The 13234-nt window shown below is 63.7% G+C and carries 10 protein-coding genes; 6 read left to right on the forward strand and 4 right to left on the reverse strand.

The features are described 5' to 3' along the window. Window positions 1-33 precede the first annotated feature (33 nt). The 5 genes from ACZ0AJ_RS22095 to ACZ0AJ_RS22115 all read left to right on the forward strand — a co-directional run bounded on the left by ACZ0AJ_RS22095 (window position 34) and on the right by ACZ0AJ_RS22115 (window position 6828). Entirely contained in the window at window positions 34-1824 is a 1791-nt protein-coding gene (locus tag ACZ0AJ_RS22095) for an acyl-CoA dehydrogenase C-terminal domain-containing protein (protein ID WP_499456511.1), read from the forward strand. Between the two features lie 137 nt (window positions 1825-1961). After that, window positions 1962-4358 (forward strand): 3-hydroxyacyl-CoA dehydrogenase/enoyl-CoA hydratase family protein, encoded by a 2397-nt coding sequence (locus ACZ0AJ_RS22100; protein ID WP_499456512.1) that lies wholly within the window; start codon window positions 1962-1964, stop codon window positions 4356-4358. 24 nt (window positions 4359-4382) lie between these two features. Beyond that, window positions 4383-5579, forward strand: a complete 1197-nt coding sequence (locus ACZ0AJ_RS22105; RefSeq protein WP_499456513.1) for an acetyl-CoA C-acyltransferase — start codon at window positions 4383-4385, stop codon at window positions 5577-5579. Between the two features lie 122 nt (window positions 5580-5701). Further along, window positions 5702-6475, forward strand: a complete 774-nt coding sequence (locus ACZ0AJ_RS22110; protein ID WP_499456514.1) for an enoyl-CoA hydratase — start codon at window positions 5702-5704, stop codon at window positions 6473-6475. Window positions 6476-6591: 116 nt separating this feature from the next. Further along, window positions 6592-6828: a hypothetical protein gene (locus tag ACZ0AJ_RS22115; protein ID WP_183554058.1), complete on the forward strand. Its 237-nt coding sequence runs from the start codon at window positions 6592-6594 to the stop codon at window positions 6826-6828. Window positions 6829-6861: 33 nt separating this feature from the next. Here the strand turns inward: ACZ0AJ_RS22115 and ACZ0AJ_RS22120 are convergent, their stop codons facing one another. The 4 genes from ACZ0AJ_RS22120 to ACZ0AJ_RS22135 all read right to left on the reverse strand — a co-directional run bounded on the left by ACZ0AJ_RS22120 (window position 6862) and on the right by ACZ0AJ_RS22135 (window position 11337). Then, window positions 6862-7308 carry a type 2 periplasmic-binding domain-containing protein gene (locus ACZ0AJ_RS22120; protein WP_499456515.1) on the reverse strand — a complete coding sequence of 149 codons (447 nt, stop codon included), beginning with the start codon at window positions 7306-7308 and terminating at the stop codon, window positions 6862-6864. 2 nt (window positions 7309-7310) lie between these two features. After that, the gene (locus ACZ0AJ_RS22125) at window positions 7311-8564 is read right to left on the reverse strand and encodes a hypothetical protein (protein ID WP_499456516.1); all 1254 of its coding nucleotides are present in this window, start codon (window positions 8562-8564) and stop codon (window positions 7311-7313) included. 21 nt (window positions 8565-8585) lie between these two features. Further along, window positions 8586-10025, reverse strand: coding sequence for a methyl-accepting chemotaxis protein (locus ACZ0AJ_RS22130; RefSeq protein ID WP_499456517.1), 1440 nt, complete (start codon window positions 10023-10025; stop codon window positions 8586-8588). A gap of 307 nt (window positions 10026-10332) precedes the next feature. Beyond that, window positions 10333-11337, reverse strand: coding sequence for a PEP-CTERM sorting domain-containing protein (locus ACZ0AJ_RS22135; RefSeq protein ID WP_499456518.1), 1005 nt, complete (start codon window positions 11335-11337; stop codon window positions 10333-10335). A 484-nt stretch (window positions 11338-11821) separates the two neighbouring features. Here ACZ0AJ_RS22135 and ACZ0AJ_RS22140 point away from each other — a divergent pair, with 484 nt between their 5' ends. Continuing rightward, complete coding sequence (locus tag ACZ0AJ_RS22140; RefSeq protein ID WP_499456519.1) at window positions 11822-13177, forward strand: sugar MFS transporter; 1356 nt, start codon at window positions 11822-11824, stop codon at window positions 13175-13177. Window positions 13178-13234: the final 57 nt, after the last annotated feature.

A 13234-nucleotide genomic window follows, 5' to 3' on the forward strand; every position in this document is an offset into this window, starting at 1 on the left:
CCAACAATCGTCACACCTCTTCAGGAGAAAACCATGGGTCAGTACGTCGCGCCAATCCGGGATATGCAGTTCGTTCTGCACGAGTTCCTCAATGTCACCGAAGAATTCAAGGATCTGCCGAAATACCAGGAAATCGATACCGACATCATCAACCAGGTACTCGAAGAAGGTGCAAAATTCACCCAGGAAGTGCTGTTCCCGCTGAACCACTCGGGCGACCGCGAAGGCTGCACCTTCAATGCCGCCGACAAGAGCGTGACCACGCCAAAGGGCTTCAAGCAGGCGTATAAACAGTATGTCGAAGGCGGCTGGGCGGCGCTCGCATGCGATCCGGAATACGGCGGCCAGGGCCTGCCGATCACGCTGAACAACTCGTTCTACGAGATGCTCAATTCGTCGAACCAGGCCTGGTCGATGTACCCGGGCCTGTCGCACGGCGCCTACGAGTGCCTGCTCGAGCACGGCACCGACGACCAGAAACGCCTGTACCTGCCAAAGCTCGTCTCGGGTGAATGGACCGGTACGATGTGCCTGACCGAAGCGCACTGCGGCACCGACCTGGGCCTGTTGCGTTCGAAAGCCGAACCGCAAGGCGACGGCACCTACCTGATCACCGGCTCGAAGATCTTCATCTCGGCCGGCGAACACGATATCTCGGACAACATCGTCCACCTGGTGCTGGCACGTCTGCCGGATGCACCGGAAGGCTCGAAAGGCATCTCGCTGTTCCTGGTGCCGAAGTTCATGCCGAACGAAGACGGCTCGATCGGCGAGCGCAATGGCATCGCCTGCGGCGCCATCGAAGAAAAGATGGGCATCCACGGCAACTCGACCTGCCAGATGAACCTGGACAACGCACGCGCCACGCTGATCGGCCAGCCGCACAAGGGCCTGCAGGCGATGTTCGTGTTCATGAACGCGGCCCGTCTGGGCGTGGGCATGCAGTCGCTCGGCCTGACCGAAGTGGCGTACCAGAACGCGCTGGCGTATGCAAAAGACCGCATCCAGATGCGCAGCCTGTCGGGCGTGAAAGCACCGGACAAGCCAGCCGACCCGATCATCGTGCACCCGGACGTGCGCCGCATGCTGTTGACCGCAAAAGCCTTCGCTGAAGGCGGCCGGGCGTTCTCGTCGTACGTCGCGCTGCAGATCGACCGCGAACTGAACCACACCGATGAAGACGTGCGCAAGGAAGCCGCTGACGAAGTGGCCCTCCTCACGCCAATCATCAAGGCCTTCATCACCGACAACGGCTGGATCGCGACCTCCGAAGCGATGCAGGTCTACGGCGGCCACGGCTACATCGCCGAATGGGGCATGGAGCAGTACGTGCGCGACGCGCGCATCAACATGATCTACGAAGGCACCAACACCATCCAGTCGCTGGACCTCCTGGGCCGCAAGATCCTGATGGACAACGGCGCCAAGCTGCGCAAGTTCGGCGAGAAGATCAAGAACTTTGTTGAAGACAATGGCCTGGACGAGAACATGTCCGAATTCGTCACGCCGCTGGGCGAGCTGGGCGACAAGGTCACCAAGCTGACGATGGAAATCGGCATGAAGGCGTTCCAGAATCCGGACGAAGTGGGCGCCGCCGCCGTGCCTTACCTGCGCGTGGCCGGTCACCTGGTCTACAGCTACCTGTTCGCGCAGCAAGCCAAGATCGCACTGGCCAAGCTCGATTCGGGCGACCGCTTCTATGAATCGAAGCTGGCGACGATCCGCTTCTACTTCGCACGTCTGTATCCAGAGACCGCGATGCTGATCCGCCAGGCACGTTCGGGCGCCGCGAACCTGACGGCGCTGGACGCCGACCTGTTCTAACACTACGTCACGCTGATAGACCATCGCCGTCGTTCCCGCGTAGGCGGGAACCCAAGTTTAGCGCAGCGGTAACGCCGGCAAACTGAGGTTCCCGCCTTCGCGGGAACGACGTGCCAACCAAGGATTAAGGAATATACATGTCCAATTTCATCGTCAAGAAAGTCGCCGTGCTGGGCGCCGGCGTGATGGGCGCGCAAATCGCCGCCCACTGCGTGAACGCCAAGGTGCCAGTCGTGCTGTTCGACCTGCCGGCCAAGGAAGGCCCAAAGAACGGCATCGTCCTGCGCGCCATCGAGAACCTGAAAAAGCTCTCGCCAGCCCCGCTGGGCAACAAGGATGACGCGGCCCTGATCGAAGTGGCCAACTACGAAGACAACCTCGACGTGCTGGCCGGTTGCGACCTGATCATCGAAGCCATCGCCGAGCGCATGGACTGGAAACACGACCTGTACGCGAAAGTCGCGCCGCACATCGCGCCAAACGCGATCTTCGCATCGAACACGTCGGGCCTGTCGATCAACAAGCTGGCCGAAGGCTTCGACTCGGAGCTCAAGGCCCGTTTCTGCGGCGTGCACTTCTTCAACCCACCGCGCTACATGCACCTGGTCGAACTGATTCCGACCACGGACACGCGTCCCGACATCCTGGACCAGCTCGAGACGTTCCTGACCTCGACGCTGGGCAAGGGCGTCGTGCGCGCGAAAGACACCCCGAACTTCATCGCCAACCGCGTCGGCATCTTCGGCATGCTGGCCACGATCGTCGAAGCCGAGAAATTCGGCCTGTCGGTCGACGTGGTCGATGACCTGACCGGCGCCAAGCTCGGTCGTGCCAAGTCGGGCACCTTCCGCACCGCGGACGTGGTCGGCCTGGACACGATGGGCCATGTGATCAAGACCATGCAGGACAACCTGAAGGACGACCCGTTCTTCAGCGTCTACAAGACGCCGGACATCCTGGCCAAGCTGATCGAAAAAGGTGCGCTGGGCCAGAAATCCGGCGCCGGCTTCTACAAGAAGGTCGGCAAGGAGATCCAGCGCCTGGACTTCGCCACGGGCGAGTACGTCACGGGCGGCGCCAAGGCCGCCGACATCGTTGGCCGCATCCTGAAAGAGAAAGACCCGGTCAAGAAGTTCAAGGCCATGCGCGAATCGACCAACCCGCAGGCGCAGTTCCTGTGGGCGATCTTCCGCGACGCCTTCCACTACATCGCATTCCACCTCGAATCGATCGCCGACAACGCGCGCGACATCGACTTCGCAATGCGCTGGGGCTTTGGCTGGAGCGTCGGCCCGTTCGAGACGTGGCAGGGCGCCGGCTGGACGCAGATCGCCCAGTGGGTCAAGGAAGACATCGACGCCGGCAAGGCGCTGTCGACCGCGCCGCTGCCAGCCTGGGTGTTCGAGGGTTCGGTCGCCGAGAAGGGCGTGCATACCCCTGAAGGTTCGTACTCGGTGGCCAAGAGCGGCTATGTGCCGCTGTCGGACCTGCCGGTGTACCAGCGCCAGCAATTCCGCGCACCGGTCGTGGGCCTGGGCGGCGCCGATCCAAAGACCGCTGGCACCACCGTGTTCGAAGACGAGTCCGTGCGCCTGTGGCACTCGGACGACGACGTCCTGGTCGTCTCGCTCAAGACCAAGATGCACGTCATCGGCGATGGCGTCATCAAGGGTCTGCAGCGCGCACTGAAAGAAGCCGAAGCCGGCTTCAAGGGCATCGTGATCTGGAACACCGACGCGGCCGAAGGCGGCGCGTTCTCGGCCGGCGCCGACCTGCAATCGGCACTGCCGGCCTTCATGGCCGGCGGCGCGAAGGCGATGGAGCCGATTGTGCGCGAGCTGCAGGACACCTTCATGGCGCTCAAGTACTCGAACGTGCCGGTCGTTGCCGCAGTAGCGGGCCTGGCGCTGGGCGGCGGCTGCGAGCTGGCGCTGCACGCCAGCAAGCGTGTCGCGTCGATCGAGTCGTACATCGGCCTGGTCGAAGTGGGTGTGGGCCTGGTGCCTGCCGGCGGCGGCCTGAAGGAAGCAGCGCTGCGCGCCGCAACCGAAGCCAAGGGTAACGACATCCTGCAATTCCTGAAGAACGGTTTCATGAACGCGGCCACCGCGCAAGTGTCGAAGTCGGCACTGGAAGCCAAGGCCATGGGTTACCTGAAAGAAGACGACGTGATTGTCTTCAACGCCTACGAACTGCTGCACGTGGCGAAAACCACGGCGCGCGCCATGGCCGATGCTGGCTACCGCGCACCGGCGCGCCGCACGTTCCCGGTCACCGGCCGTTACGGCTGGGGCACGATCCGCGGCCAGATGGTCAATATGCGCGATGGCGGCTTCATCTCGGCCTATGACTACCAGCTGGGCGACACCATCGCCGAGATCGTCACCGGCGGCGACATCGACCAGGGCAGTGTGGTCAGCGAGCAGTGGATCCTCGACCTGGAGCGCAAGGCCTTCGTGGCGCTGCTGAACAATCCGAAAACGCAGGAACGCATCATGGGCATGATGCAGACCGGCAAGCCAGTGCGCAACTAAGCGTCGACAGAACAGGACACTGACATGAGCAAACAACTTCAAGACGCATACATCGTCGCAGCGACCCGCACCCCGATCGGCAAGGCGCCGCGCGGCATGTTCAACAAGACCCGCCCGGACGACCTCCTGGTGCACGCGATCCGCGGCGCCATGGCAGCCGTGCCGAACCTGGATCCGGCGTTGATCATCGATGCGATCATCGGCTGCTCGTTCCCGGAAGCCGAGCAGGGCTTCAACATCGCCCGTAACTCGGTGGTGCTGGCTGGCCTGCCGAACACGGTGGGCGGCGTGACGGTCAACCGTTACTGCGCGTCGGGCATCACCGCACTGGCAATGGCCGCTGACCGTATCCGCGTGGGCGAAGCCGACGTGATGATCGCTGGCGGTGTCGAATCGATGTCGATGGTGCCGATGATGGGCCACCACCCGTCGATCAATATGGACACGTTCAAGGACGAGAACGTGGGCCTGGCCTACGGCATGGGTCTGACGGCCGAGAACGTCGCCAACCAGTGGAAGATCTCGCGCGAAGACCAGGACGCCTTCGGCCTGGAATCGCACCGCCGTGCCATCGCCGCGCAGCAGGCCGGTCACTTCAAGGACGAGATCACGCCGGTCGACGTCATCACCCGCACGCCGAACCTGGCCACCGGCCAGATCGACGTCAAGACCCGCACCGTTGACACCGACGAAGGCCCGCGCGCCGACGCCAGCATGGAAAGCATGGGCAAACTTAAGCCCGTGTTTGCCGCCAAGGGTTCGGTCACCGCCGCCACGTCGTCGCAGATGTCGGATGGCGCCGGCGCCCTGATCGTCGTCAGCGAAAAAATCCTGTGCGAGCACAACCTGACGCCGCTGGCCAAGTTCTCGTCGTTCGCCGTGCGCGGCGTGCCGCCGGAAATCATGGGCATCGGTCCGAAGTTCGCGATTCCTGCAGCGCTGGCCGCCGCCGGCATCACGCAGGACCAGCTGGACTGGATCGAGCTGAACGAAGCCTTCGCCGCGCAGGCGCTGGCCGTGATCCGCGACCTGGGCCTGGATACCAGCAAGGTCAACCCGCTGGGCGGCGCGATTGCCCTGGGTCACCCGCTGGGCGCAACCGGCGCGATCCGCGCCGCGACCGTCGTGCACGCGCTGCGTCGCAATAACCTGAAGTACGGCATGGTGACGATGTGCGTCGGCGCCGGTATGGGCGCTGCGGGCATTATCGAACGCGTCTAAGCAAGCCAGTACGATCACCGCGTGGGCGGGAGACCGGGCCATCCTACAATCGACTATGTAGGGTGGGCGGGTCTCCCGCCCACGCGTCCAACCAGCCCAAGAAACAACGGGAGACAACCACCATGAGCATCCTCACCACGACCGCCGACGGCATCCTCACGATCACCTTCAACCGCCTCGAACGCAAGAACGCGATCACCGGCGCGATGTACCAGACGATGGCCGACGCCTTGCGCGCCGCCGAGCAGGACACCACGGTCCGCGCCATCCTGATCACCGGCCAGCCCGAGATTTTCACCGCCGGTAACGACCTCGACGATTTCCTGAACAACACCGGCGAAGGTGCGATGACGCCGGAGCGCCCGGTGTTCCAGTTCATGCTGGCGCTGGAAGGCTGCACCAAACCGGTGGTGGCGGCCGTGGCCGGCGCCGCCGTCGGCATCGGCACCACGCTCCTGATGCATTGCGACCTGGTCTACGCGGCCGACAACGCCAAATTCTCGATGCCGTTCTCGCAGCTGGGCCTGTGTCCTGAATTTGCCTCGTCGCTGCTGGTCGCGCAGTCGGCCGGCTACACGCGCGCCGCTGAAAAGCTGATGCTGGGCGAGCCATTCCTGGCCCAGGAAGCGCTGGAGATGGGCATCGTCGCGCGCGTGCTGCCGGCCGCAGAACTGCTCGCGTTCGCACAGGCGCAGGCGGCGAAACTGGTCAAGCTGCCCCCAGCCTCGATCCGCACGACCAAGGCGCTGATGCGCCGCGCGCGCACCGCGCACGTCCGGGACACCATCGCGGCTGAAAATGAACAGTTCAGCGCGATGCTGGGCGGCGCCGAAGCGAAGGAAGCATTCACCGCATTCTTCGAGAAGCGCAAGCCGGATTTCAGCAAGTTCGACTGAAGGCGAGGCGGCACCGGGGCGCACCCCCACGGCCGTTCGCCGGTATCATGTGCCGAACCGTGCCCGCCACCGATAACGATCTTCATGCGGCGGGCGCTTGCTAAAAAAAGGGTGATATGAGAACGACGGAAAATACTGCGGTCGCCGAGTTGGCGTTTGAACTTGGCAAGGTAACGCGCAGGGCAATCGATGGCAGTTATGGCAAGGCCGATCCGGTCGAATTGTCGCGGGTGGCCAATGCGCTGCTCGAAGCAGGCCAGGAAAAAATCCTGAATGATGTGCTGCTGGTGTTTGTCGCCGGCTTCGAAGAGGGCGACCCGCCGGAACGGCGTGCGGACCCCGAAAATCGCTGACAGCCGCTGATCGTCCGCCGGCAGTAACGCCTGTCAGCGCACGATCAGCACCGCGCGCACGCTGGGATCCAGCGCCGTGCGCTCGACATAGCCAATCATCCCCGGGTTCTCGGCAATCATTCTGCGCATGGCGGCATTGCCATCGACCTCGGCCGGTGGCTGGCCGCGGCCAGTGAAGATCAGTCTGGCCCAGTGCGCTTTCACGAGCGCCGGGGTGCGGTGCGTGACCTTGCTGTAGAACTCGTCACGCAGCGGCGAACCGAGGTCCTGGTCGATCGGCACCACTTCACTGCCGTTCGGGAAGCGGTTGGTCTGGAACAGGAAGATCTCGGCGACCTGGTCGGCACTGAGCATGCTGATGTTGCTGCGCGCCGAGACGATCACGGCCAGTTCTGCCGCCGGGGCAGCGCCCGGCGCCAGCGCAAGGGCGGGGCCCAGGCACAGGGCCAGCAACAGTGTGGGAAGCGAACGGTTCATCATGGTCAGAAAACGACGTCCATGCCAAGGCTGATGACGTTGAACGCCTGGCCGGAACGGAACCCCGGCTGAACGTTGATCAGGGTGCCGATCGAGCCGCCACGCGGCTTGACGCGGTCAAACTGCCCCTTGAGGGCAATGTTCGGCGCGACGTCCCAGCGCACGCCGACGCTGGCCGTGTCCTGCACGCCAATCTGGCGCAGCTGGTCATTCAATGCATTGTTCAAGAAGCCCGCGACTGCCGCCGCTTCGGGCGGCAAGCCGTCCAGCGGCAGCCCTGCCGTTTGCGTGGCGAGGTTGGCCACCAGGCGCGCATAGGTGACATAGGGCGCCACATTGCCGAAGCGCCGGCCGGCTGACAGATACGAGGCAGTCTGGTCGCCCAGGAGCGAGCCGGTGTTGATGCGCCCGCTCTCGCCGGTGATGAACCAGTTGCCCGGATCGTAGTTGAAGCCGGCGCTGAACACGCGCACATGGCGCTTGGCGATGTCGTAGCGGTCTGCCAGGGCCTCGCCCGGCGGGCCGAAGGCGCGCAAGCCGTCGAACAGTGCTTCCACGCCCGGCACCACCAAGAGTGCCTGGGCCGCCGTGAAGCGCACCGTCAGTGCGCCGGCGGTCGCGCTCTCGGTGAGGCCCACGATGTTGCGGGCCTTGCCGGTGAGGTCCTTGTTCAGGCGTGCGGCCGCATGGCCCAGCGAGAGCGTGGTCTCGTGCTTGACCTGCCCGGTATGCCAGCGGTACGAGGCGTCGACGCCGTCACTGTAGGAAATCGGTATCAGGCTGTACAGTTCGACGGGGGCGCGCATCCAGGGCAGGGCGTAGCCCACCTTGCGATAGTCGGCGGCCAGGAACAGCGGCAGCGCAATGCGTCCGGCGCGCAGCGACAGCTCTGGCGTGGCCTGAAACTTCACATTGGCCCAGGTAAGGTAGGTCTTGTACGAATTCTCGATGCTTTTTTCCTGCGTCGCCTGCACCACGGCCGACCAGCGCTTGTCGAACCGGACATCGAGCTGCGCACCGGCGCGGCTGTCCACGTCGAACGCCCACGCTTTGGAATAGCCCGCCTGGCCGGGCGAGTTGGGGTTGACCGTATAGTCGCCATAGTCTTCTGTGGCATGGACGGCGGCGACGGTGCCGAAGCCGGTCACCTTCCACGTTGGCTGCGCGCGCGCATCGCCCTGCGGCCAGGCCAACAGGCAGAGCAGCAGGGCGACGGGGGCGACGCCACGCGCCGCCGGGGTAGTCAATATGAATGGCATGACGTCGTCATTGTACTGCGCTCAGGGTAGTCCCATCTGCGCCGTGCCTGGCGTGTCGAGCCGGAAGATGCGCACGATCTGCGCCAGACCGTGGGCCCGCTGCTGCAGCGAATCGGCCGCGGCGGCGGTCTTGCTGACCATCTGCGTATTGTGCTGCAACGACCTGTCCATGGCGCCGATGGCGTCGGCCACCGCTTCCACACGCACGGCCTGATCGTCGCCAGCCGCGCTGATCCGGCCGACCATGCCAGTCACGTCGGTCACGCTTTGCACGATGTTGTCCATCGTGCGTCCGGCTTCCTGGGCCAGCGCGCTGCCGGCGCTGACCTGGCGCACCGATTCCTCGATCAGGTCCTTGATTTCGCGGGCGGCCGCGCCCGAGCGCTGGGCCAGTTGCCGCACTTCGGCAGCGACGACCGCGAAACCGCGTCCCTGTTCGCCGGCACGGGCGGCTTCCACCGCAGCGTTGAGGGCCAGGATGTTGGTCTGGAACGCGATGCCGTCGATGACGGCGGTGATCTCGGCGATCTGGCGCGATGACGTGTCGATCAGGCCCATGCGCTCGACGACCGCACTGACCTGGCGCCCGCCAACGACGGCAATCCCCGACGCCTGCGTGGCAAGCGCATTGGCTTGCCGGGCGTGCTCCGCATTGGCGCGGATGATGTCGCCCAGTTCATCGATGGAGGCGGCGGCGCGGCCAAAGGCCTCGGTCTGGTCGCGCGAGTGTTCGAACAGCAGCGCGCTGCCTTCGGCAATGTCGCTGGCGGCGCCGCGCGTGGTCTCGACCGTGTCGCGTACCTGGCCAATCGCCGTCTGCAGCGTGTGCAGCACGTCGCGCAGGGCGCGGCCGCTGCTGCTGGTGACCGGCGCCAGCGAGCGCAGGTCGATGATCCCGTGCTGGGCCTGCAGCATCGAGACGCTGGCGCGCAGTTCGGCCGAGCGCAGCGCTTCGCGTTGCAGCACCAGCGCGATGTAGCACAGCACCATCGTTTCGACGATGACGTAGCCGGCGTGGATGAAGACGATCGCCAGTCCTGGCCTCGTCAGGCAAATGACGCCGTAGCCGAGCTCTTGCAGGTAGTTGAAGGCGAAGTGGTGCACGGCGGTCAGGCCTGCCGCGAACAGAATCACGCGCCAGTCGCGGTAGCACAGCAGGATCGCCAGCGAGACAAAGATCCCGAAGTGCAGTTCTTCCCGGCCATTACCTTGATGGATGTGCAGCGCGCACATGGCCATCACCGCGCCGGCATTGACGAGCCGACTCGTGAGCGTGCCACTGGCCAGGAACGTGACGCCGCTTGCGATCGCCACGATCGGCAGGCCGACGAAAAGCGACCATTTCATGGTGTCGTGCATGCCGGTCAATGCCAGCGAAAAGCCCAGCATCGCCCACAGCACGATGATCAGCAAGCGGTCGGCATGGCGGTAGACAGGCAGCAGGTTGGGTTGAGTCGGCATCAGAGTCTCGTATGGTGATTTTTCACCATTTAACCTGAAAAATATAGATTCAGAGAAACTGTTGGCGACGTTCAATATCTTTCCTTATTGAAAGTCGGCCGGATCGTGCGCCTTCTTGCCATTCTTGTATCTACTGGCAGAACTGAGATCGGTAAATTTGATGAGAAAAGTGAGAAAGTGTGAGTAATTTCCAAACGGAAATTTGGCAGAACCTGCAGTATTGACATGCCTGACTGCCGCATCGTGCAAATCGGCCAGAAGTTATGGCAATTCGTACAGACATGGCAGCCAGTGTCGCAATCAGGTGCTATACGGCTGCGCCGTGGCGTGCGTTGGCATTGCCACGACGGCGGCGCACGGCAACCAGCAAGCCGCCGACGGTGGCAAACATGGCCAGCATGCCAGGCTCCGGCACTTCTTCTGCCTCCAGCTGCGCAGCGGCGAAGCCTTGCAGGGCCAGTGCCGTCGCCACATTGATGCCGAGGTCGCGGGCGACGTAATCGTCGGCGCCCAGCGAGCGTGGATCGAGTCCGGTCACGTTGCCGAAGATGGTCAGCGCTTCCAGGTAGTAGCCATAGTTGCTGCCGTGGTAGGAGTCCGGCGCCCACAGGTTGATCTGGCCGGCGCCGATGCCGTCGTACGGGTTGGCATCGGCCAGGCCGCCTGCGATCGCCTGGTTCCAGGCCTGGCCCACGGGGATCACGCCATTGATAATGCTTGAGGCCGAATCGGCGGCGTCGTAGCCGGCGCGCACGTCTTGCGCCATTGCGTAGATCGACTTGCCAAACCACGGGCTGGTGGCGTTCTTGTACGTCAGGTCGGCGCGCGACCAGGTCGACGTCAGGCGCACGTCGACATCCGGATTCTGCTCGCGAAGCGCATTGGCCAGCAGGCCGGAATAGCGGATCAGCGTTTCCGGGTTGCCCGGCTTGGCGCCGTCGAGCGTGCTGTAGCTTTGCAGCAGCACCATGTCGAACGGCTTCACGATCGTGTTGAAGCGGTTGTTGTAGTGAAAATCCAGGCCCGAGCCGGGCTCGGTTTCCAGGCTCACCTGATAATCCAGGCCGGCCTGCATCGTCATGGCCTTGAACAGCGCCGGTACGCCACCGATGCCCAGACCGTTCAGGTCGGTCACGGTATCGGGACGGTAGTTCTGCACGAGTGGCGGTTTGGCGCCGGCCGGGTCGCCATAGGTGAAGCTGTTGCCGACGAACAGGATCGTCGTGGCGGACGCGGGCAGGGCCAGGCCGCCCAGTGCGACTGCGGCGAAGAGTAGGGTGCCGGAACGGCGCAGGCTGCAAGGAATGGTCATCAAAGTCTCCAGTGTGTTTTTTAGTTGGTGTTCAAAATTAAGCAAGTCGCATGCCGACGACGAATATTACTGAATAATCAGTCAGTTATAGATGCCTGCTGCATACGACGCTATCAGGGTGTAAAGCAGGCCGACACCGCACGTCGCTGTCGATAAGCCCGCCTTCATGTGGCGCTGGCGTCACACTCCTGTAATTTCTCGCGTCGTTTTGTAAAGTTTTGCAAGCAAGCGCCACGCATTTCCTGCGCCTGGCAGCGTCAGGGCACCCCGTTTGTAAAGAAGTGTGAGCAACAGCGGCGGGTGAGCAACCAACAATTCAATGAAATCATGAGGTTATGTGTTTCCTGGCAGCTGGTAGGCGCCCGCTGGCACCGCTGCTAGCATGAATCATCGATAACACGAGGACATTCATGCAACAGTTCAAAACGCTCCCGCACCGCTTGTCGTGCGCACTGTTGGCAGCCATTGACGCAGGTAGCGCAACATGGCTGTGACCCTCGCCAGCGCGCCGGTTGCCGGCAATTCCAGGCGCGACGTTGTCCTCGGCATGGCGTTCGTCGGCCTGCTGTTCTTTATCCTCGGGTTCGTCACCTGGCTCAATGGCTCGCTGGTTCCCTTCTTGAAGATTGTCTGCGGCCTGAACAATTTCCAGGCCCTGTGGGTGACCTTCGCGTTCTACATCGCCTACACGGCCATGGCCCTGCCATCGGCTGCGGTGCTGGTCCGCACCGGCTACAAGAAGGGCATGACGATCGGTCTGGGCATCATGTGCGTGGGCGCACTGCTGTTCATCCCGGCGGCGCAAAGCGCGCGCTACGAACTGTTCCTCGTGGCGCTGTTCACGCTCGCCAGCGGCATGACGCTGATGCAGACCGCGATCAATCCCTACATCGTCTGCCTTGGCCCGCGCGAGAGCGCCGCCATGCGCATCAGCATCATGGGCCTGTTCAACAAGGGCGCCGGGGTCGTGGTGCCGCTCGTGTTCTCCACGCTGATGCTGGCCGACATCGACAGCTTCTCGCACACGGCGCTCGAAGAGCTCGACCCGGTCGCCCGCAGCGCTGCGCGGGCCGGCCTGTCCGAACGCCTGGTGCTGCCGTACATCTGCATGGCCGCGGTGCTGTTCGTGATCATGGTGTTTATCCATTTTTCGAACCTGCGCGATATCGAGCCCGAGGCCGACACGCCCGAGGCTGGCGTCGAGCGCACCGGCGTGCTGCAGTTCCCGCAACTGGTGCTGGGCGCGATGGCGCTGTTTGCCTATGTTGGCGTGGAAGTCATCGCCGGCGACACCATCGGCCTGTATGGGCATGAACTGAACGTGGCCAATTTCGGCGTACTGACGTCCTACACGATGATGTGCATGGTGCTCGGCTACCTGATCGGCGTGGTCGCGATTCCGCGCTACCTGTCGCAGCAGCGCGCCTTGCTGCTCTCGGCCGTGGCCGGCCTGCTGCTGACGATCGGCGTGGCCACCGGCTCGCCCACCGACAGCGGCGTCTCGCAAGCCCTGATCGGCTGGGCCGGCGTGCCAACGGTGCCGGACACGGTCATGTACCTGGCGCTGCTGGGCCTGGCCAACGCGATGGTATGGCCGGCCATCTGGCCGCTGGCCCTGCAGGGCCTGGGCCGCTACACGGCAAGCGGCTCGGCGCTGCTGGTCATGGCGATCTCCGGCGGCGCGGTGCTGCCGCTGCTGTACGGCCACTTCGCCGACCTGAACACCTCGCGCGGTGCTTACTGGATGCTGTTGCCGTGCTACGGCCTGATTCTCTGGTACGCGGCCTACGGCCACAAGATCCGCCGCTGGCGCAATCCGGGCGCATCCGCCCGACCTTGATTTCCACCCCACAGGACTTGTCCGCACGGCGCTGCTGCGCGGTCCATCGTTTTTCAT

This window comes from Telluria sp. AC161 (assembly GCF_979258535.1).